21 protein-coding genes and 1 pseudogene are annotated in these 19,025 nt (G+C 68.6%); 12 read left to right on the forward strand and 10 right to left on the reverse strand.

Features of this window, described 5'->3' with window-relative positions; translation table 11 throughout:
* The first annotated feature begins 13 nt into the window (after positions 1 to 13).
* On the forward strand, positions 14 to 901 hold the full coding sequence (locus tag G6N25_RS14225; protein ID WP_142272794.1) for a DUF3027 domain-containing protein: 888 nt from the start codon (positions 14 to 16) through the stop codon (positions 899 to 901).
* A gap of 143 nt (positions 902 to 1,044) precedes the next feature.
* Here the strand turns inward: G6N25_RS14225 and G6N25_RS14230 are convergent, their stop codons facing one another.
* Complete coding sequence (locus tag G6N25_RS14230) at positions 1,045 to 1,500, reverse strand: SRPBCC family protein (RefSeq protein WP_083075986.1); 456 nt, start codon at positions 1,498 to 1,500, stop codon at positions 1,045 to 1,047.
* Positions 1,494 to 1,784, reverse strand: a complete 291-nt coding sequence (locus G6N25_RS14235; protein WP_083075985.1) for a DUF2530 domain-containing protein — start codon at positions 1,782 to 1,784, stop codon at positions 1,494 to 1,496. The genes G6N25_RS14230 and G6N25_RS14235 overlap by 7 nt, the downstream gene beginning before the upstream one ends.
* Positions 1,785 to 1,879: 95 nt before the next feature.
* Here G6N25_RS14235 and G6N25_RS14240 point away from each other — a divergent pair, with 95 nt between their 5' ends.
* The 3 genes from G6N25_RS14240 to G6N25_RS14250 are packed head-to-tail and all read left to right on the forward strand — an operon-like array spanning position 1,880 to position 3,407.
* Positions 1,880 to 2,311, forward strand: coding sequence for an Rv0880 family HTH-type transcriptional regulator (locus G6N25_RS14240; RefSeq protein WP_083075984.1), 432 nt, complete (start codon positions 1,880 to 1,882; stop codon positions 2,309 to 2,311).
* A complete protein-coding gene (locus G6N25_RS14245; protein ID WP_083075983.1) occupies positions 2,308 to 3,132 on the forward strand; it encodes a TrmH family RNA methyltransferase in 825 nt (274 codons plus the stop codon). Before G6N25_RS14240 ends, G6N25_RS14245 begins: the two co-directional genes overlap by 4 nt.
* Positions 3,129 to 3,407, forward strand: coding sequence for a DUF2537 domain-containing protein (locus G6N25_RS14250; RefSeq protein WP_083075982.1), 279 nt, complete (start codon positions 3,129 to 3,131; stop codon positions 3,405 to 3,407). The genes G6N25_RS14245 and G6N25_RS14250 overlap by 4 nt, the downstream gene beginning before the upstream one ends.
* Here the strand turns inward: G6N25_RS14250 and sepH are convergent.
* Positions 3,404 to 4,183, reverse strand: coding sequence for a septation protein SepH (sepH, locus tag G6N25_RS14255; RefSeq protein WP_083075981.1), 780 nt, complete (start codon positions 4,181 to 4,183; stop codon positions 3,404 to 3,406). The genes G6N25_RS14250 and sepH overlap by 4 nt on opposite strands.
* A 178-nt stretch (positions 4,184 to 4,361) precedes the next feature.
* A complete protein-coding gene (gene serC, locus G6N25_RS14260) occupies positions 4,362 to 5,492 on the reverse strand; it encodes a phosphoserine transaminase (RefSeq protein WP_083075980.1) in 1,131 nt (376 codons plus the stop codon).
* Between the two features lie 245 nt (positions 5,493 to 5,737).
* On the opposite strand from serC, the gene G6N25_RS14265 reads away from it, so the two are divergent.
* On the forward strand, positions 5,738 to 6,763 hold the full coding sequence (locus tag G6N25_RS14265; protein WP_083075979.1) for an AurF N-oxygenase family protein: 1,026 nt from the start codon (positions 5,738 to 5,740) through the stop codon (positions 6,761 to 6,763).
* A gap of 21 nt (positions 6,764 to 6,784) precedes the next feature.
* A complete protein-coding gene (locus G6N25_RS14270) occupies positions 6,785 to 8,476 on the forward strand; it encodes an FAD-dependent oxidoreductase (RefSeq protein ID WP_083075978.1) in 1,692 nt (563 codons plus the stop codon).
* Here the strand turns inward: G6N25_RS14270 and G6N25_RS14275 are convergent.
* Positions 8,473 to 8,931: a VOC family protein gene (locus G6N25_RS14275; protein ID WP_083075977.1), complete on the reverse strand. Its 459-nt coding sequence runs from the start codon at positions 8,929 to 8,931 to the stop codon at positions 8,473 to 8,475. The genes G6N25_RS14270 and G6N25_RS14275 overlap by 4 nt on opposite strands.
* Before the next feature lie 164 nt (positions 8,932 to 9,095).
* On the reverse strand, positions 9,096 to 10,217 hold the full coding sequence (locus G6N25_RS14280) for a citrate synthase 2 (RefSeq protein ID WP_083075976.1): 1,122 nt from the start codon (positions 10,215 to 10,217) through the stop codon (positions 9,096 to 9,098).
* A gap of 71 nt (positions 10,218 to 10,288) precedes the next feature.
* Between G6N25_RS14280 and pdxH the strand changes: the two genes are divergently transcribed.
* The gene (gene pdxH / locus G6N25_RS14285) at positions 10,289 to 10,948 is read left to right on the forward strand and encodes a pyridoxamine 5'-phosphate oxidase (protein ID WP_083075975.1); all 660 of its coding nucleotides are present in this window, start codon (positions 10,289 to 10,291) and stop codon (positions 10,946 to 10,948) included.
* A gap of 232 nt (positions 10,949 to 11,180) precedes the next feature.
* The gene (locus tag G6N25_RS14290; RefSeq protein WP_083075974.1) at positions 11,181 to 12,476 is read left to right on the forward strand and encodes a citrate synthase; all 1,296 of its coding nucleotides are present in this window, start codon (positions 11,181 to 11,183) and stop codon (positions 12,474 to 12,476) included.
* A gap of 539 nt (positions 12,477 to 13,015) precedes the next feature.
* Here G6N25_RS14290 and G6N25_RS14295 read toward each other — a convergent pair.
* Both G6N25_RS14295 and G6N25_RS14300 read right to left on the reverse strand, forming a co-directional pair.
* On the reverse strand, positions 13,016 to 14,566 hold the full coding sequence (locus G6N25_RS14295) for a phytoene desaturase family protein (protein ID WP_232065951.1): 1,551 nt from the start codon (positions 14,564 to 14,566) through the stop codon (positions 13,016 to 13,018).
* Positions 14,567 to 14,592: 26 nt separating this feature from the next.
* A complete protein-coding gene (locus tag G6N25_RS14300; RefSeq protein WP_083076004.1) occupies positions 14,593 to 14,856 on the reverse strand; it encodes a DUF2630 family protein in 264 nt (87 codons plus the stop codon).
* Between the two features lie 107 nt (positions 14,857 to 14,963).
* Here G6N25_RS14300 and arfA point away from each other — a divergent pair, with 107 nt between their 5' ends.
* From arfA to arfC, 4 genes and pseudogenes are all read left to right on the forward strand, one after another.
* Positions 14,964 to 15,968 (forward strand): channel-forming protein ArfA/OmpATb, encoded by a 1,005-nt coding sequence (gene arfA / locus G6N25_RS14305; RefSeq protein WP_083075971.1) that lies wholly within the window; start codon positions 14,964 to 14,966, stop codon positions 15,966 to 15,968.
* A gap of 11 nt (positions 15,969 to 15,979) precedes the next feature.
* Complete coding sequence (gene arfB / locus G6N25_RS23525) at positions 15,980 to 16,132, forward strand: channel accessory protein ArfB (protein ID WP_169924625.1); 153 nt, start codon at positions 15,980 to 15,982, stop codon at positions 16,130 to 16,132.
* Positions 16,129 to 16,188 (forward strand): annotated as a pseudogene (locus tag G6N25_RS24595) (hypothetical protein); the annotation flags it as partial. The gene arfB and the pseudogene G6N25_RS24595, both read left to right, overlap by 4 nt.
* Positions 16,189 to 16,227: 39 nt before the next feature.
* A complete protein-coding gene (arfC, locus tag G6N25_RS24600; protein ID WP_443677511.1) occupies positions 16,228 to 16,947 on the forward strand; it encodes a channel accessory protein ArfC, sunset domain variant in 720 nt (239 codons plus the stop codon).
* Between the two features lie 10 nt (positions 16,948 to 16,957).
* Here the strand turns inward: arfC and G6N25_RS14315 are convergent, their stop codons facing one another.
* Positions 16,958 to 18,298, reverse strand: coding sequence for a HAMP domain-containing sensor histidine kinase (locus G6N25_RS14315; RefSeq protein ID WP_083075970.1), 1,341 nt, complete (start codon positions 18,296 to 18,298; stop codon positions 16,958 to 16,960).
* Between the two features lie 15 nt (positions 18,299 to 18,313).
* Complete coding sequence (gene prrA, locus G6N25_RS14320) at positions 18,314 to 19,024, reverse strand: two-component system response regulator PrrA (protein ID WP_142272793.1); 711 nt, start codon at positions 19,022 to 19,024, stop codon at positions 18,314 to 18,316.
* Between the last annotated feature and the right edge of the window lies 1 nt (position 19,025).

A 19,025-nucleotide genomic window follows, 5' to 3' on the forward strand; every position in this document is an offset into this window, starting at 1 on the left:
GAGAGGGGACAGCGTGACCGGACCCATCGAGGAACCCGCCGCGACGACCGTGGCCGAGTGGTCCGACGGATTGGCGGCGGTGCTCACGGCCGCGGCGGACCAGGCCAGGGCCGCCGTCGAGGAATTCGCCGGCCCGGAGGCGGTCGGCGACTACCTGGGTGTCAGCCACGAAGATCCGAACGCCGCCACCCACCGGTTCCTGGCGCATCTGCCCGGTTACCAGGGCTGGCAGTGGGCCGCCGTCGTGGCCGCTTATCCCGGTGCCGACCATGCCACGATCAGCGAAGTTGTGCTGATCCCCGGGCCGACGGCGCTGCTGGCACCCGAGTGGGTGCCCTGGGATCAGCGGGTACGGCCGGGGGATCTGAGCCCCGGGGACCTGCTGGCGCCGTCGGCGGACGACCCACGGTTGGTTCCCGGCTACACCGCCAGCGGTGACCCACAGGTCGACGAGACCGCCGCCGAAGTCGGGTTGGGCCGGCGCTGGGTGATGAGCGCCTGGGGTCGTTCGGAGGCTGCCGAGCGGTGGCGCACCGGGGACTACGGTCCCGACTCGGCGATGGCCCGTTCGACCAAACGCGTGTGTCGTGATTGCGGTTTCTTCCTGCCGCTGACGGGATCGCTGGGCGCGATGTTCGGGGTATGCGGTAACGAGCTGTCCGCCGACGGCCATGTGGTGGACAGGCAGTACGGCTGCGGCGCCCATTCGGACACCCCAGCCCCTGCGGGCGGCGGCTCGCCGACGTATGAGCCATACGACGACGGCGTCCTCGACATCGTGCAGGAGCCGCCGGAATCGCCGGCGGAGGTGCCCGAGCTGGCGGCAGAGGTGCCCGAGCCGGCGGCAGAGGTGCCCGAGCCGGCGGCGGAATCACCGGACTCTTCGGCGGACTCGCCGTAACAATTCCCGGCAAACACTTCTCTGCCCGCCTCACCGCGACAAAAGCGGTGGCTGTCGCGCGTAGGTGGACACATCGTCGTGTGCCGGCCGGCGAGTTACCGATGTGACAAACGGGGAGTGACGCGCGACCTTTGGCCCAACCGCTAGCCGGTCTCGGCGGCGGCTTTTATGTTTGCCAGCGACGCGTTCATGCCCTCGAGCAGCTCGCGTTCGAAGTTCGAGGTGCCGCCGAGGAGCGTGTTCACCGACATGTTCGAAAACGCGGTGACGCCGTTTTCGGCGTGCCGGCTCTCAATTACCCTGGTGCCCTGGCTGTTTGGCTCGAGCTCGTAGCTCCAGATGGTGCGGTTGGTGTTGACCCGGAACGCCAGCTTCTTCTCAGGGATGACCTCGACGACCGTGCACGTGGTGGTCCAGAACATGCGGTTGCGGCGGTTGAGGTTGAGGGTGCGGGTGCCTGGGCGCAGCGGGCCGAACGCCTTCATCCAGCGGCACTGTGGGCTCCACTCCGGCATGCGCCGAAAGTCCGATATCAACGCCCAGACTTTCGAGGCCGGCGCGTTGATATCGACCTGCGCTTGCAGTAACGGGGCTACCATTGCTCCTCCCGGCTGCGATCGAGGTAGGTTTCCAGCCCCGACTGAGCGCCACGCGCGCCGCGGCGGGCGGCGGCAAGCTGCGACACGAAGATGCCCGTTCCGATCAGCCCCACGCCCAGCCCGCCCAGCGTCACCGGGCGCCAACTCTGCAGGGCGGGTACGACGAACGCGAGGGCCGCGGCGATCAGCCAGCCGAGGAAGCCGACCGCGACGACGGGCCACACCTCGAGCAGCGCGGGCGGCAGCGGTGGCGCCTCGGGGCCCTGGCCGGGTTGGACTGACATCGCGATTAACGATAGCCCGGGCCGCGTAGCGGCGTGAGGACGAAACTCCACCATTTCGTGTCCCGAGCTTCCTGGGTTCCGTGTAACCTCGCGCCATGCCTGACAGCGACGCCCGGCTGGCCAGTGACTTGTCGCTGGCTGTCATGCGGCTGGCCCGCCAACTGAGGTTTCGCAACCCGTCGTCGCCGGTGTCGCTGTCCCAGCTGTCGGCCCTGGCGACGCTGGTCAACGAGGGCGCGATGACCCCCGGCGCGCTGGCGATTCGCGAGCGCGTCCGCCCCCCATCGATGACCCGGGTGATCGCCTCGCTGGCCGAGATGGGTCTCGTCGACCGAGCCCCGCACCCCGTCGACGGCCGGCAGGTGCTCGTCTCGGTGTCCGAGTCCGGAGCCGAGCTGGTCAAGGAGGCCCGTCGCGCTCGCCAGGAATGGCTGGCCAAGCGCCTCGCGACGCTGGGCAGCGACAAACGTGACATCCTGCGCAACGCGGCTGATCTGATGTTGGCCCTGGTCGACGAAAGCCCGTGAGCGACGGCCTGGATGTTCAGGACGTCAACGATCCCGAGGACCCGCGGCTCGACGATTTCCGCGACCTGAACAGCGTCGATCGTCGCCCCGATCTCCCCACCGGCAAAGGGCTGGTGATCGCCGAGGGCGTGCTGGTCGTGCAGCGCATGCTCGCGTCCCGGTTCAGCCCGCACGCCCTGCTGGGCACCGACCGCCGGCTGACCGAACTCAAGGCCGATCTGGTCGGGGCCGACGCGCCGTTCTACCGGGCGTCGGCCGACGTGATGGCGCGGGTGGTCGGCTTCCACCTCAATCGCGGCGTGCTGGCCGCCGCAAGGCGGGTTCCGGAGCCCAGCGTCGCGCAGGCGGTCGACGGCGCCCGTACCGTCGCGGTGCTCGAAGGCGTCAACGACCACGAGAACCTCGGCTCGATCTTTCGCAACGCGGCGGGGCTGGGTGTGGACGCCGTCGTGTTCGGCAGCGGCTGCGCCGACCCGCTCTACCGTCGCGCAGTCCGGGTGTCCATGGGTCACGCGTTGCTGGTTCCGTATGCGCGGGCAACCGACTGGCCCGCCGACCTCGCGCTGTTGCAGGAAAGCGGATTCCGGCTGCTGGCAATGACGCCGAGCCGCGAAGCGTGCGCGCTGCCGGAGGCGATGGCCGCGGCGCGTGACCATCGTGTCGCGGTGCTCGTTGGCGCCGAGGGCCCGGGGCTGACGGCCGCCACCCTGCGGCGAAGCGACGCGCGGGTGCGCATCCCGATGTCGCGCGGCACGGACTCGCTCAACGTCGCGACCGCGGCCGCTTTGGCGTTCTACGAACGGGTTAGGCTCGGGCCGTGAGCGACGGGTCTGTGCCCTGGGCAACGGGTTTGACGGTCTCCGGCTTCGTCGCCGCGGTGACCGGAGTCGGCATCGTGGTGCTCACCCTCGGGCTGATCCGGGTGCATCCGCTGTTGGCGGTCGGCCTCAACGTTGTGGCGGCGGGTGGGCTGGCGCCGACGCTGTGGGGCTGGCGGCGGACCTTGGTGCTGCGCTGGTTTGTGCTGGGTGCGGCCGTAGGCGTGGCCGGCGCGTGGCTGACGCTGCTCGCGATGACGGCGTCGGGCAGCGCCTAGCGGCGCCCGCCCGAGCGCACCCCGAGCAGTACATCCTCCCAGGCCGGAATGACCGGCTTGCCGCGCCTGGTGTGCACCGGCTGTTCTGGCGGCGCGGTGACCGCCGGCTTCGCCTCTCCTCCGGAAGCGGGCGGTGCCCCCGCGTCGAAGTCGAGGTGGGCCACCCGCGCGACCGGCCGCAACGGACGCTCGAAGTCCGGGTCGATGAGCTCACTGGCCGCATCGTCGATCGCCGTGACCGTTCCGCCGTGGGCACCGGGAGTGAAGCAGAAGTGCGCGATGTTGTCCGAACGGCCGACCTTCCAGGCAAGCTGCACCGTCCAGCGGCTGTCCTCGTTGCGCCAGGCGTCCCAGCTGAGTCTGTCGGGTTCCAGGCCGCGTGCCACCAATGCGGCGCTGACGGTCTCCAGCAGGGTCAGCACCGCGGGGCCGTCGGCGAGCATCGGGTGCGCGGCGGTTGCCAGCTCGGCGGCGCGCGCGCGTTCCAGCAACACCGGATGGGCAAACCTGCGGATCCGCACGATGTCGGAACCCGACGCCGCGGCCACCTGCTCGACGGACGCGCCAGCGCGGATCTTGGCTTGAATTTCTTTGGGGCTCAACATGTTAGTGACCTCGATGTCGAGCTGCGGTTGCTCCGGCAGTACCGGATCGCCGCGAAGGGCGGCCCGTAGCCGGTCGTCGGTCGCCAGCTTGAACTGTTCGGCGGGTTCCCCGCCCCCACAGATGACGTATTTGCCGTCGTGATCGAGCCCAACCACTTTGAGTTCCCGCATGACTTCTCCTCGCAGGCTCCGTGCCGGTCAGCGACGGACCCGTCAGGTGCGCACTCTAGTGCAGCTAACGCCGATAACCCGCTCTGACACGCTGGCGGCGTGCGGGCTGATGACGGTGCCCCCAGCGTGGCCGAGGGCGCCCCCAAGGCGGGCCATTGCGGCCCGCACCGCCGCCGCGCTAGAGCCGCTCGACCACCCAGTCGACGCATTGGGTGAGGGCGCTGACGTCATCGGGATCGACGGCGGGGAACATCGCGACCCGTAACTGGTTGCGGCCGAGTTTGCGGTACGGCTCGGTGTCGACGATGCCGTTGGCCCGCAGGGTCTTCGCGACGGCGGCGGCGTCGACGTCGTCGACGAAGTCGATCGTGCCCACCACCTGCGACCGCAACGCGGAATCGGCGACGAACGGCGTGGTGTAGGGCCGGTCCTGCGCCCAGGAGTAGAGCCGCTGCGACGAGTCCGCCGTGCGCTTGACCGCCCACTCCAGCCCGCCGTTGCCCAGCAGCCAGTCGAGCTGTTCGGCCATCAGCGCCAGGGTGCCGATCGCCGGGGTGTTGTACGTCTGGTTCTTCAGGCTGTTTTCCACGGCGATCGGCAGCGACAAGAAGTCGGGAACCCAGCGCCCGGACGCGGCGATCGACTTGACGCGGGCCAGCGCGGCAGGGCTCATGACGGCCAGCCACAGCCCGCCGTCGCTGGCAAAGTTCTTCTGGGGCGAGAAGTAGTACGCGTCCGCCTCGGTGATGTCCACCGGCAGTCCGCCGGCGCCGGAGGTCGCGTCGATGACGACCAGGGCGCCGTCCGAGCCGGCGGGGCGGTGGACCGGCACCGCGACCCCGGTCGAGGTCTCATTGTGTGCCCAAGCGATCACATCGACCGACGGGTCGGACTGCGGCTCGGGAGCGCTGCCGGCATCCGCCTTGATGACGACGGGATCGCCGACGAACGGGTTCTTGGTGACCGCGGAGGCGAACTTGGAGCTGAATTCGCCGTAGGACAGGTGCAGCGAGCGCTTGTCGATCAGCCCGAAAGCCGCGGCATCCCAGAACGCCGTCGCGCCGCCGTTGCCCAGAATTACCTCATAACCGTCCGGCACGGCGAACAGCTCGGTCACCCCCGACCGGACCCGGCCCACCAGGTCCTTGACGGGCGCTTGCCGGTGCGAGGTGCCAAACAACGCCGCCGCGGTGGTGGTCAACGCCGTCAATTGTTCGGGCCGCACCTTGGAGGGACCGCACCCGAAGCGGCCGTCGCGGGGTTTGATGGCGCTGGGAATTTCCAGGGGAGTGTCGAGCTGGTCAGCCATATCGACCAGCGTAGTGAGCGGTCCCGACACGGCGACGTCGCGGGCCGATTGTGCGTGGTTGCGCCGCCCTGATGGGGGCCTGGCTTACCGCCCGCGGTGCGTTACGCGATGTGAGTCGGGCCACACCTGATGCCTGACCACCGGTCAGCCCACAGCGCATTCGGCGGGTCTGGAAAATATCCGGTACCTCCGGTACTGTCTAGACATAGCACGTCCAAATGTAAACCTTGCTGGGGAGGCTCGGAATGGCCAGGACGCGAATGGTCCGGCGCTGGCGCCGCAATATGGAGGTGCGCGACGACGCCGAGTACGTCAACATGCTTGCCACACTGTCCGAAGGGTCGGTGCGGCGAAACTTTAATCCCTACACCGACATCGACTGGGAGGCACCGGAATTCGCTGTCACGGAAAATGATCCCCGGTGGATCCTGCCGCTGACGGACCCCCTGGGGCGGCATCCCTGGTATCAGGCGCAGCCCGAGGAACGCAGGATCAAGATCGGCATGTGGCGCCAGGCGAACGTCGCCAAGGTCGGATTGCACTTCGAGTCGATCCTGATCCGGGGCCTGATGAACTACACGTTCTGGGTGCCCAACGGGTCGCCGGAATACCGGTACTGCTTGCACGAATCGGTCGAAGAGTGCAACCACACCATGATGTTCCAGGAGATGGTCAACCGCGTGGGCGCCGACGTCCCGGGCATGCCGCGGATGCTGCGCTGGATCTCGCCGTTGGTTCCGCTGGTGGCCGGACCGTTGCCGGTGGCGTTCTTCATCGGGGTGCTGGCCGGCGAGGAGCCCATCGACCACACGCAGAAAAACGTGCTGCGCGAAGGGAAGTCGCTGCACCCGATCATGGAGCGGGTGATGGCGATCCACGTGGCCGAGGAGGCCCGGCACATCTCGTTCGCACACGAGTTCCTGCGCCGGCGGTTGCCGGAATTGACCGAGCGGCAGCGGTTCTGGACGGCGCTGTACTTCCCGGTGACCATGAAGATGTTGTGCCGCGCCATCGTGGTGCCGCCCAAGGCGTTCTGGCGGGAGTTCGACATCCCGCGCGAGGTCAAGAAGGAACTGTTCTTCCGGTCGCCGGAGTCGCGAAAGTGGTTGAGCGACATGTTCGCTGACGTCCGGATGCTCGCCTGCGACACCGGGTTGATGGAAACCCGCTCCGCGCGGCTGATGTGGCGGCTCTGCAAGATCAACGGCAAGCCGTCGCGCTACCGCAGCGAACCGCAGCGCCAGCATCTGGCGGCGGTGCCGGCCGCCTAGGACTGTACGGGTTCGGTCTTTATGCCGCACGTAATTACCCAGTCGTGCTGCAACGACGGGTCCTGTGTGTTCGCGTGTCCGGTGAATTGCATTCACCCGACACCGGACGAGCCGGGCTTCGCGACATCGGAGATGCTGTATATCGATCCGGTGGCCTGCGTGGATTGCGGTGCCTGCGTGAGCGCTTGCCCGGTCGGCGCCATCGCGCCGGACACCCGGCTGGAGCCCAAACAGCTGCCCTTCGTCGAGATCAATGCGTCGTTCTATCCGGAGCGGCCCCCGGGTGTGAAGCTGCCGCCCACATCGAAGCTGGCACCGGTGATTCCGGCCGCCGAGGTGCGCGCCCACCGCCCGCCGCTGACCGTGGCCATCGTGGGGTCCGGGCCGGCGGCGATGTATGCCGCCGACGAGCTGCTCACCCAACACGGGGTGCGGGTCAACGTCTTTGAGAAGCTGCCGACGCCCTACGGGTTGGTGCGCGCCGGGGTGGCGCCCGATCACCAGAGCACCAAGCGGGTCACCCGGCTCTTCGACCGGGTAGCCGGCCATCGCCGGTTCCGGTTTTTCCTCAACGTCGAGATCGGCAAGCATCTGAGCCACGCCGAGCTGTTGGACCACCATCACGGCGTCCTGTACGCGGTGGGTGCGCCCGATGATCGCCGGCTCGACATCGACGGGGTGGGTCTGCCCGGCACCGGAACCGCCACCGAGCTGGTCGCGTGGATCAACGGGCACCCCGACTTCGCTGACCTGCCAGTCGATCTCGGCCACGAGCGGGTGGTGATCATCGGCAACGGCAATGTCGCCCTCGACGTGGCCCGGGTGCTCACCGCGGACCCTGACGACCTGGCCCGCACGGACATCTCAGACCATGCATTGGAAGCGCTCCGCTGCTCGGCGGTGCGCGAAGTGGTGATCGCGGCCCGGCGCGGCCCCGCTGATTCGGCCTTCACCTTGCCCGAATTGATCGGGCTCACCGGCGCATCCGAGGTCGTGCTCGACGCGGGCGACCACCAACGCGTGGCCGCCGACCTCGCGACCGTTTCCGACACGCTGACCCGGAACAAGCTGGAGATCTTGAGCAAGCTCGGCGACGGTTCGGCACCGCTTGGCGGGCGCCCACGCATCCGGCTGGCCTATCAACTCACGCCCAAACGCGTGCTGGGTCCGCAGCGTGCCACCGGCGTGGAGTTCTCGGTCACCGGCACCGACGAGCCGCGCCGCCTCGAGGCGGGGCTCGTGCTGACGTCGATTGGCTACCGCGGCAAGGCGATTCGCGGCCTTCCGTTTGACGAGTCGGCGGCCGTCGTGCCGAACGACGGCGGTCGCGTCGTCGACCCCTCCGGCCGGCCGGTGTTCGGCGCCTACGTCGCGGGCTGGATCAAGCGCGGACCGACGGGATTCATCGGGACCAACAAGTCCTGCTCTTTCCAAACCGTCCAGGCCCTGGTGGCCGATTTCAATGCCGGCAGGTTGACCGACCCCGTGGCCAAGCCGGAGGCGCTGACCAAGCTCGTGCGCGAGCGGCAGCCCGACGCCGTCGACTCCGCGGGGTGGCGTGCGATCGACGCCGCGGAGATCGCGCGCGGCGGCCAGGACGGGCGGCCGCGCAGCAAGTTCACCGGCGTCGGCGAGATGCTCGCGGCCGCGGGTGGCCCACCGGCGCCGCCGCTGCGACGCCGGTGGGCGGCCCGGCTGCGTGACCTGGCCTAGTTGGTTGCCTGCCCGGACATGGCCGCGGCGATCTCGTCCATGCTGACTTCGCGCACCGGCTGTCCCAGCGACCAGTGGTGGCCGAACGGGTCGGCGACCACGCCGTAGCGGTCTCCCCAGAACTGGTCCTGCAACGGGGCGACCACGGTGGCCCCCGCGTCCAGCGCCTGCTGGAACTTGGTGTCGACGTCGGTGACCGTCAGGTGGATGGTGACCGGAGTTCCGCCCAGCGACTTCGGCGTCATCGACTTGCCGCCACATGTTTCCGGGAAGTCGTCGTTGAGCATCACCGTGAAGCCGTTGATGCGCAGGGCGGCGTGGACCAGCCTGCCGTCGGGACCGGGCACTCGCCCCAGCTCGACGGCACCAAAAGCCTTCACGTAGAAGTCGATCGCCGCGGCGGCGTCGTCAACCACGAGGTGCGGGGACAGTGCGGGTTCGATGTTGATGGCCATAGGGTTCTCCTCGTTGTCGGGTTGGTCTACCCCCATATTGACTCCGCGCGGCGGGAAATCTCATCGCGAGGGTGCGCAGTTGTACGCCCGCGCGCGGCGTGTCGTGTGCAAACACGCACGCTCGCGGCAGACGGCAGACGGCAGGCGGCAGGCGGGAGGCGGGGTCAGGCGTTGGTGAGGATCCGGTCCCAGCCCTCGACGGATTCCGGGCTGCGCGGGCCCGGTCCCACGTAGATGGCCGACGGGCGGACCAGCTTGCCGAGGCGCTTCTGTTCGAGGATGTGGGCGCACCACCCCGCGGTGCGCCCACAGGTGAACATCGCCGGCATCATGTTCGCCGGCACCCGGGCGAAGTCGAGGATGACCGCGGCCCAGAACTCGACGTTGGTCTCGATGGCCCGGTCCGGGCGCCGCTCCCGCAGCTCGGCCAGCGCCGCCTGCTCGACCGCCACCGCGACCTCGTGGCGCGGCGCGCCCAGCCGCTCGGCGGCCGCCCGCAGCACCCGCGCCCGCGGGTCCTCCGCGCGGTACACGCGGTGCCCGAATCCCATCAGCTTGTCGCCGCGGTCCAGGATCGACTTGACCAGGCCGCGGGCGTCGCCGGTGCGCTCGACCTCTTCGAGCATCGGCAGCACCCGGGCCGGCGCCCCGCCGTGCAGCGGGCCGCTCATCGCCCCGATCGCGCCCGACAGGGCGGCGGCCACATCCGCGCCGGTCGAAGCGATCACCCGCGCGGTGAACGTCGACGCATTCATGCCGTGCTCGGCGGCCGACACCCAGTAGGCGTCGATGGCCTCGACGTGCCTGGGGTCCGGCTCGCCCTGCCAACGGGTCATGAATCGCGCTGTAACCGTGGGGCATTCGTCGATGACGCGCTGCGGGACGGCCGGCTGGTAGATGCCGCGTGCGGACTGCGCGACGTAGGACAGGGCCATCACCGACGCCCGGGCCAGCTGATCACGGGCGGTGGCGTCGTCGGTGTCGAGCAGGGGCCTGTACCCCCAGATGGGCGCCAGCATCGCCAGGCCCGCCTGCACGTCGACGCGCACGTCGCCGGTGTGGATCGGCAGTGGGAACGGCTCGGCGGGTGGCAGCCCGTGGCCGAACTTGCCGTCGACCAGCAGCGCCCACACGTCGCCGAACGTGACCTGCTGGTTCACCAGGTCCTGGATGTCGACGCCGCGGTAGCGCAGCGCACCGCCGTCTTTATCCGGTTCGGCAATTTCGGTGGTGAAGGCCACCACGCCTTCCAGGCCGGGGACGAAGTTTTCGGGGACCACAGTCATGGGAAAATTCTTGCACCCCGCCCTCCGGCCGACGCTACCGGCCGGTAGCAAGCGCCGGTAGCGTGGGCGCAATGGCGGGACCGGGCAAAGAGCACCTGCAGGCTATGCGCGTGGAATACGGGTCCATCGAGAAGGATGGCAGCCCCGATCTCGACGTGGACTGGTTGGCCAATGGTTGGCTTGCGTTGTTCCGCAAGTGGATTGACGACGCCGAATGCGCCGGGGTGGCCGAGCCCAACGCCATGGTGCTGGCCACCGTCGCGGACGGGCGGCCGGTCAGCCGGTCGGTGTTGTGTAAGAGCGCGGACGAGACCGGAATCACTTTTTTCACCAACTATGACTCGGCCAAGGGTGTCGAGTTGGCGGCGACGCCGTACGCGTCGGCGACCTTCCCGTGGTACCAGCTGGGACGGCAGGTCCACATCCGCGGCCCGGTGAGCAAGGTCGATCCGGAGGTCACGCGGGACTACTGGTCGAAGCGGCCGCGCGGCTCGCAGCTGGGTGCGTGGGCGTCGCACCAGTCGCGGCCGATCGCGTCGCGCGCGGCGCTGCTGGACCAATTGGCGGAGGTGACCGCGCGCTTCGCCGACTATGAGCGCGTCCCGGTGCCGCCGGGCTGGGGCGGCTACCTCATCGCGCCCGAGGAGGTCGAATTCTGGCAGGGGCGGGAAAACCGGGTGCACAACCGGATTCGGATCGTCGGCGATCGGGTCGAACGCCTGCAGCCGTGAGCCCCCGTCCGTAAGGACGCGCGCCATGCTGTGGCGAGTGAGGGCCGATCCGTAGCGAGGGCTGCCGGCAACAGGCTTCCGCGAGCCCCAACACCACGAGATAAGGCGGGGTTTACCCGGCGGAAAGCCGCAAGTTCGGGCGACCTGACCCCGGGCAGGCGCGTCGTCGCGATAACGACTACCTTCAGCTATACGCACCTAGCCATATCAGCCAGAGCGCAAAGGGGTTCTCGTGGCCGACACCGACGACACCGCAACTCTGAAGTACCCGGGGGGTGAGATTGACCTGCAGATCGTCCGCGCCACCGAAGGAAATGACGGGATAGCCCTCGGCTCGCTGTTGGCCAAGACCGGGTACACCACGTTCGACGTTGGCTACGGCAACACCGCATCCACCAAGAGCTCCATCACCTACATCGACGGCGATGCCGGCATTCTGCGCTACCGCGGCTATCCGATCGAGCAGCTCGCCGAGAAATCGACCTTCCTCGAGGTCAGCTACCTGCTGATCTATGGCGAGCTGCCCGACGCCGACCAGTTGGCCGAGTTCACCGACCGGATCCAGCGGCACACGATGTTGCACGAGGACCTCAAGCGGTTCTTCGACGGCTTTCCCCGCAACGCGCACCCGATGCCGGTGTTGTCCAGCGTGGTCAACGCCCTGTCGGCGTACTACCAGGACGCGCTGGACCCGATGGACAGCGGCCAGGTGGACCTGTCGACCATTCGGCTGCTGGCCAAGCTGCCCACCATCGCCGCCTATGCGTACAAGAAGTCGGTCGGCCAGCCGTTCCTGTACCCGGACAACTCGTTGACGCTGGTGGAGAACTTCCTGCGGATGACCTTCGGGTTCCCGGCCGAGCCGTATGAGGCCGACCCCGAGATCGTGCGGGCCCTGGACATGTTGTTCATCCTGCACGCCGACCACGAGCAGAACTGCTCGACGTCGACGGTTCGGCTGGTGGGCTCGTCGCGGGCCAACCTGTTCACCTCCATCTCCGGCGGCATCAACGCGCTGTGGGGCCCGCTGCACGGCGGCGCCAACCAGGCGGTGCTCGAGATGCTCGAGAGCATCCGCGATAGCGGCGACGACGTCGGGGAATTCGTCCGGAAGGTGAAGAACCGCGAGGCCGGCGTCAAGCTGATGGGCTTCGGCCATCGGGTCTACAAGAACTACGACCCCCGGGCCCGGATCGTCAAGGAACAGGCCGACAAGATCCTCGCCAAGCTCGGCGGCGACGACCACCTGTTGAGCATCGCCAAGGATCTCGAAGAGGCGGCGCTGACCGACGACTACTTCATCGAGCGCAAGCTCTACCCCAACGTCGACTTCTACACCGGCCTGATCTACCGGGCCCTCGGATTCCCGACCCGCATGTTCACCGTGCTCTTCGCGTTGGGCCGGCTGCCCGGCTGGATCGCGCACTGGCGTGAGATGCACGACGAGGGCGACAGCAAGATCGGGCGGCCCCGCCAGATCTACACCGGCTACACCGAACGCGATTACGTCACCATCGACGCGCGCTAGCGCGCCCGGGAGTTCGTCGGGGCGCTGTTCGCTGCGGGCGCGTCGAGACTGCGGTGGTTGCGGCGCTCGAGCCTCAAAGCTAGCCGTGAGCGCAGACTCGATGCCACCAGCGCAGACTCGGCGGCGTTGAACGCCGTCGGGTCCTGGGCGTCTGCGGATCAGGGCGAAATGGGCTGGTGTGCTGCGTCATTGAGAGAATGTGGACCGCCGGACGTGTCGTGGTGGTCACATGTGTCACTCGTGTCTCGGCTTCGGAGGCACATGCTTCTTTGTCCACCTAACAGCGACAAGTGCGGTGGGCTGTCGCGCGTAGGTGGGCACGTCGGTGTATGCCGGCCAGCCAGTGACCGATGTGACACCTGGGGATTGGCGCGCGATCTTGGGCTCACCGCGCCCCGGCCGGGGCGCCGAGACTGCGGTGGGAGCGGCACTCGAGGCGAAAATCTAGCCGTGGACGCAGGCTCGATGCCACCAGCGCAGACTCGGCGCCAGTGGCATCTGGTAGCAGCCCCCGACGAACGTACGGACCAGACCACCAGTTACACCGACGCGAGGACGGCCATCGCGGCGTTGTGACCGCCGATGCCCGACACCGCCCCGCCGCGGCGGGCACCGGAGCCACACAACATGATTCGATCGTGGGCAGTGGCGACCCCCCATTGCCGCGCCGGGGTGTCCAGTGGGTCGTCGTCGTTGGCGAACGGCCACGACAGCCCGCCGTGGAAGATGTTGCCCGCGGTCATCCCCAATGCGTGGTCCAGATCGGCAGTAGTCGTCGTCTCGAGGCACGGCCGGCCGTGCGCGTCGCGCATCAACACGTCCTGAATCGGTTCGGCCAGAACGGAATTCAGCGACGCCAGCACCGAATCGGTCAGCCGGTCGCGCACGGTGTCGGGGTCGGCGCCGTCGAACAGCGAGTGCGGCGTGTGCAGGCCGAACACCGTCATCGTGTGAGCGCCCGAGTCGCGCAGCCCGTCCGACAGGATGCTCGGGTCGGTCAGCGAATGGCAGTAGGCTTCGCACGGCAATGGGTTCGGCAGCTGCCCGCCGGCCGCCCTCGAATGCGCCGTGCCCAGTTGGGTCCAGGTCTCGTTGACGTGGAACGTCCCCGCGAATGCCTGTTCGGGTGTGACGACGTCGTCGCGCAATCGCGGCAGCCGCCGCAACACCATGTTCACCTTGACCTGCGCGCCCTGGTCCAGTGGCGCCGGTCGTTCGCCGAGCAGGCCGGACAGGACCGCGGGTGTGACGCCGGCCAGGACGAACCGGCCCCGGATCAGGTGCTCGTCGCCGCCGCTGCGGTAGCGCACCAGGCCGTCCGGTTCGACACCGAAAACGTCTGCGCCGGTGATTATTTCGGCGCCGTGGCCGACGGCCGCCGTCGCCAGGGCGGCGGTCACCGAGCCCATCCCGCCGACGGGCACGTCCCAGTCCCCGGTGCCCCCGCCGAGCACGTGATAGAGGAAGCAGACGTTCTGCCGCAGCGACGGGTCGTCGAGGCCGGCGAAGGTGCCGATCAGCGCGTCGGTCGCGATCACGCCGCGCACCAGGTCGTTATCCACCGCGCCGGCGATGGCGTGCCCGATCGGCTCGTCGATCATGGCCCGCCATGCGGCCGCCGCGCCGGGATCGCCGGCCTCGACGACGTGCCGGCGGGCCTGTTCGCGGGTGCGCAACGGCTCGAGCAGCGTCGGCCAGAGTCGTTCGGTCACCAGCCGGCAGCGCCGGTAGAACGCGGCGAAGCCGCGCTCGTCTTGGGCGGCGCCGATCGCGGCGAAGGTGTCACCGGGCGCCCCGATGAGTAGCCCACCGCGGCCGCCGGTGGCGGGGTCGGGCGTGTACGACGAATATCGCCGCCTGGCCAGCCGCACCGCGGCGCCCAGGTCGTCGACGATGCGCGACGGCAGCAGGCTGACCAGGTACGAGTAGCGCGACACCCGCACCCCGACGCCGTCGAAGGCCTGCGCCGAAACGGCGGCCCCGCCGACGTGTCCCAGCCGCTCCAGCAACCGCACCCTCAGGCCCGCCCGGGCCAGGTAGCCGGCCGCGACCAGCCCGTTGTGGCCCCCGCCGATGACTATGGCGTCTATGGCGTCGACTTCCGTCGTGCGTTCGCTCAGTTCAGGTAGCCCTCGACCTGGTCGGGCGGACGGACCTCCGCCTCGCGCGGGTCGCCGCCGGTTTCGCGCAGTGCCCGGCGCTGCCGGAGCAGGTCCCAGCATTGGTCGAGTTCGACCTCCACCCGGCGCAGGCGATCGTGTTCCTCGGAAACGGTGACGTCGCGGTGCTGCAGCCGCTCTCGCAGGGTTTTCTCCTCGGCGACCAGCTCGCGGATGTACGCCAGGGTTTCATTGTCGGTCGGTTTTCTGCCGTTGCCCATCGCTCCAGTGTGCCCGAGTTGCGAGGTGTCGCGGCGTCGACTCGGTAGGCTGCATATCGCCTGCAGGACCGACAAGTCCCGGGAGACGACATGAGGGGAGGGCAGCAGTGGGGATAGGCGCGGGTTTGCGGCAAGCGGCCGCAAGCACCAATTCCGGGCGGGCTCCGGGGTTTCACCGGAGGTCGCCTGGCCTGCTCTGGCTGATTGCCCTGGTGGTTATCCCGTTGTTGATAGCGGCAATAGGCTACGGCGCCTTCGATCGATCCCGGCCCGCGGCCGGGCTACCGGCACCGGCGTCGTCGAGCAGCTCCGGCACCCCCAAGCTGTCGTTGGCGCCGCTGTCAATCACCCGCAACGGCAACGGCTTTACGCTTAGCGGCGATTTTCCCGACGACTCCGCCAAAGCGGCGTTGATGAAGGCGCTCAACGGCTCACTGCCGCCGGGCGTCAACATCGTCGACCAAATCCATATCAACCCCAGCGTCGACGCGCTCGATTTCTCGAAGGCCGCACCGATTTTCAAGGACAGCGCCTCGATTCCCGACTTCAGTCTCACCGTCAACGGAGACACCATCACCCTGGCGGGCACCGCCGCATCGCAAGACCAGAAGAACACCGTCGAACAGGAGGCGACACACACCTGGTCAAATCTGAATGTCGTTGACAAGCTTGTGGTTAACGGGCCCGTGCCGCCACCGCCGCCACCGCCGCCGGCTCCTCCCGGCCCGCCGGCACCGCCCAATCCTGGGCCGTGCGCTGACCTACAGTCGGTCATCAATACCGTGACGGGCGGGCCGATTACGTTCGGGAACGACGGGTTCAGCTTGACCCCCGCCGACGAGCAGATTCTGACCCAGGTGGCCGACAAGCTCAAGGCATGTCCGAGCGCGCACGCGGCCATCAACGGCTACACCGATAATTCCGGCACCGAGGCCATCAACATTCCGCTGAGTAACCAGCGAGCCCAAACGGTCGCCGACTTCCTTGTCGCCCATGGCGTGGCCGGCGCTCAGCTGGTGGTCAAGGGTCTCGGTTCGGTCAACCCGGTCGCACCCAACGACACGGTCGAGGGCCGCGCCAAGAATCGCCGCGTCGAAATCGTTGTGAGCTAAGGAGACCCAGCATGGATTTCGTGATCCAGTGGTTGTGGTACCTGCTCGCTTTCGTGGCGGGCTCGGCCGTTGCCCGGGTGATCGCCAATATTTTGAACAAGCGCGCCGGTACTGAAGCGGTCCCCGCCGATTCGAGCGGGGCCGGGACGGGTGGGCAGCGATGAGCCACGTGCACTGGTGGCTTTTCGTCCTGTCCTTTGCGACGGGCCTGGTGTTGACGCTCGCGCTGACCGTCCGCCCCGTCAAACGCCGAGTGCCGGTGGGGGCGCCGGCGAATGAGCCAGACACGGAGCCAGACACCGAGTCGGAGCTCCCGACGACAAAGATTCCGGTCGGGCAGGAGTTCCCGACCACGAGGATTCCGGTTGGGCAAGAACTCCCCACCACCAGGATTCCGGTCGCGCAAGAGTCGCCGGCGACCAAGCCCCCGTTCGCCAAGAGGTTCCTGCCTAAGAAGGCTCCGAGCGCCAAAGGGGCGGCGACGAAAGCGATTTCGTTCGTCAAGAGGTTGCTGCCAGAGGGGGATTCGGCCGCCGAGGAGTCGCCCACCACGAAGATCCGGGTCGCGAAGAAGGCGCCGCCAAGGAAGGCTCGCCCGGTCGCGAAAAGGGTGCCGCCGGGGAAGGTTCCTGCCAAGGCGGCGCCGCGGAAGAAAGCTCCAGCCGCCAAGGCGGTGCCGGCGAAGAGGCGCCCGGTCCCCACGGAATCGCCGACGACGAAGATTCCGGTCGCCCCCGAGTCGCCGACCACGAAGATCCCCGTGCTGCCCTATGCGCCCTACGGCCCGGGTTCCGCTCGCGCCACCCCCGATGGCGGCGGACCGGCGGGATGGCTGGTGAAGGGCCGCTCGGATACCCGGCTTTACTACACCCCCGACGATCCGGCATACGACCCGACCGTCGCGCAGGTCTGGTTCAAGGACGAGGAATCCGCCGTGCGGGCCTGCTTCACGCCGTGGCGCAAGAGCTCGCGAAAGTGACCGCCCGGCGCTAACGGGGCGCCGGGATGCGCAGCAACAGCCGCGCGCCGCCCAGCGGGCTGTCCTCCAGCGACGCCGTCCCGCCGTGCAGCTGCGCCTGCTGGGCCACCAATGCCAGCCCCAGGCCAGACCCCGAATGCGAGGCCGTCGACCCGCGGGAGAACCGCTCGAACACCACGTGGCGCTCGGCTTCGGGAACGCCGCTGCCGTTGTCGTCGACGGCTATCTCCACGCCGGCTCGCGAGCTGACCGCCGAGAGCTGGACGCGGGTGGCGCCGCCGTGTTTGACGGCGTTGGCGATCGCGTTGTCGACGGCCAGGCGCAACCCGGCCGGCAATCCCACGATGATGCAGGTCGGCGACGGCACCAGCGAGACGTCGAGGTCGGCATAGATCCGCATCGCATCGTGCGCCGCGCGGTCCAGCAGCTCGGTGATGTCGACCGGCACATGGTCGTCCGAGGTCGACAGCTCGCCCTGGGCCAACCGCTCCAGGGCGCTGAGGGTGGCCTCGATCCGCGACTGGGTGCGGATGACGTCGCCCAGCACCTCTTTGCGTTGGTCGTCCGGCAGGTCCAGCGTGGACAGCACCTCGAGGTTGGTGCGCATCGCGGTCAGCGGGGTGCGCAGCTCGTGGGAAGACACCGCCGCGAAGTCGCGGGCCGAGGCGAGCGCCTCTTTGGTCCGGTTCTGCTCGTTCCAGATGCGCTGCAGCATGCCCCTCATCGCCTCGGCGATCTCGACGGCCTCGCTGGCGCCGTGCACCTCCACCCGCGGCGCCTCGTCTCCGGCGTCGATCAATCGGGTCTGCTGAGCGAGCTGTTTGAACGGCCGCACCGCGAACGCGGCCAGCAGCCAGGCGAACACGGACGCCGCGCCGATGGCGAATCCACAGATCAGCAACACCCTGCGGTGCAGGTTGTTGGTCTCGGCGATGGTGGCGTCGTACGTCGCGCCGACGGCGAGCGACGTCGGGACCGGCCCCGGAATCTCTACCGTCCGCACCCGGTAGCGCACCCCGCGCACATAGGTGTCGGCGTAGTCGGCGTTCAGCTGGGGCAGCGTGACATCGGAATTCGACTTGACCAGGTTGCCGCGGCGGACCGTGATGATGGCGTCCTGGTCATTGGGCGAACGCGGGATCTCGTCCAGGCCGCGCGGGACGAAGGGCAGCGCGAAACCCGCGGCCTCGTCGAGGCGGCGGTCCAGCCGCTCCTTGCGATCGTTGGTGATTCCGACCCAGACGACGGTGCCGACGATGAGCACCGGGATCGCGGCGCCGATGGCCGTCGCGACCACCACCCGGGTCCGCAACGAGGGCGTACGGGCGAAGATCCGCGACAGGATATTCATGGCCCCTTCATCCGGTCACTGCATGCGCAGCACGAACCCGACTCCGCGGACGGTGTGCAGCAGCCGGGGACCGCCGTTGGCCTCCAGCTTGCGGCGCAGGTACCCGATGAACACGTCGACGACGTTGGTGTCGGCGGCGAAGTCATACCCCCATACCAGCTCCAGCAGCTGGGCGCGGGACAGCACCGCGGTCTTGTGCTCGGCCAGCACGGCCAGCAGGTCGAATTCGCGCTTGGTCAGGTCGACGTCGACGCCGTTGACCCGGGCCCGGCGGCCGGGGATGTCCACTTCCAGCGGGCCCACCGTGATGGTTTCCGAGGACGACGTCGCGGTGGCGCCGCGGCGGCGCAACAGCGCCTTCACCCGCGCGACCAGCTCGGCCAGCACGAACGGCTTGACCAGGTAGTCGTCGGCGCCGGCCTCCAGGCCCGCCACCCGGTCGTCGACCGAGCTGCGTGCCGACAGCACACAGACCGGGACGTCGTTGTCCATGGCTCTCAGCGCGGTGACGACGCTGACGCCGTCCAGCACGGGCATGTTGATGTCGAGCACGATCGCATCCGGCCGCGTCTCGGTGGCGCTGCGCAACGCCTCGGCGCCGTCGACCGCCGTCGACACCTCGAAACCCGACAAGCGCAGGCCGCGTTCCAGCGAGGCGAGCACGTCGGAGTCGTCGTCAACGACCAAGACCCGAGGTGGAGTCGCACCAGTGTCCATGCCGCCCATT

The organism is Mycobacterium heidelbergense, from assembly GCF_010730745.1.
Classification (GTDB): domain Bacteria; phylum Actinomycetota; class Actinomycetes; order Mycobacteriales; family Mycobacteriaceae; genus Mycobacterium; species Mycobacterium heidelbergense.

Excerpts from the sequence above, each read along its gene's own strand:
- G6N25_RS14230 (WP_083075986.1), bottom strand. The coding sequence starts at position 1,500 with ATGGTAGCCCCGTTACTGCAAGCGCAGGTCGATATCAACGCGCCGGCC.
- G6N25_RS14235 (WP_083075985.1), bottom strand. The coding sequence starts at position 1,784 with ATGTCAGTCCAACCCGGCCAGGGCCCCGAGGCGCCACCGCTGCCGCCC.
- G6N25_RS14240 (WP_083075984.1), top strand. The coding sequence starts at position 1,880 with ATGCCTGACAGCGACGCCCGGCTGGCCAGTGACTTGTCGCTGGCTGTC.
- sepH (WP_083075981.1), bottom strand. The coding sequence starts at position 4,183 with ATGCGGGAACTCAAAGTGGTTGGGCTCGATCACGACGGCAAATACGTC.
- serC (WP_083075980.1), bottom strand. The coding sequence starts at position 5,492 with ATGGCTGACCAGCTCGACACTCCCCTGGAAATTCCCAGCGCCATCAAA.
- G6N25_RS14265 (WP_083075979.1), top strand. The coding sequence starts at position 5,738 with ATGGCCAGGACGCGAATGGTCCGGCGCTGGCGCCGCAATATGGAGGTG.
- G6N25_RS14270 (WP_083075978.1), top strand. The coding sequence starts at position 6,785 with ATGCCGCACGTAATTACCCAGTCGTGCTGCAACGACGGGTCCTGTGTG.
- G6N25_RS14275 (WP_083075977.1), bottom strand. The coding sequence starts at position 8,931 with ATGGCCATCAACATCGAACCCGCACTGTCCCCGCACCTCGTGGTTGAC.
- G6N25_RS14280 (WP_083075976.1), bottom strand. The coding sequence starts at position 10,217 with ATGACTGTGGTCCCCGAAAACTTCGTCCCCGGCCTGGAAGGCGTGGTG.
- pdxH (WP_083075975.1), top strand. The coding sequence starts at position 10,289 with ATGGCGGGACCGGGCAAAGAGCACCTGCAGGCTATGCGCGTGGAATAC.
- G6N25_RS14300 (WP_083076004.1), bottom strand. The coding sequence starts at position 14,856 with ATGGGCAACGGCAGAAAACCGACCGACAATGAAACCCTGGCGTACATC.
- arfB (WP_169924625.1), top strand. The coding sequence starts at position 15,980 with ATGGATTTCGTGATCCAGTGGTTGTGGTACCTGCTCGCTTTCGTGGCG.
- G6N25_RS14315 (WP_083075970.1), bottom strand. The coding sequence starts at position 18,298 with ATGAATATCCTGTCGCGGATCTTCGCCCGTACGCCCTCGTTGCGGACC.
- prrA (WP_142272793.1), bottom strand. The coding sequence starts at position 19,024 with ATGGGCGGCATGGACACTGGTGCGACTCCACCTCGGGTCTTGGTCGTT.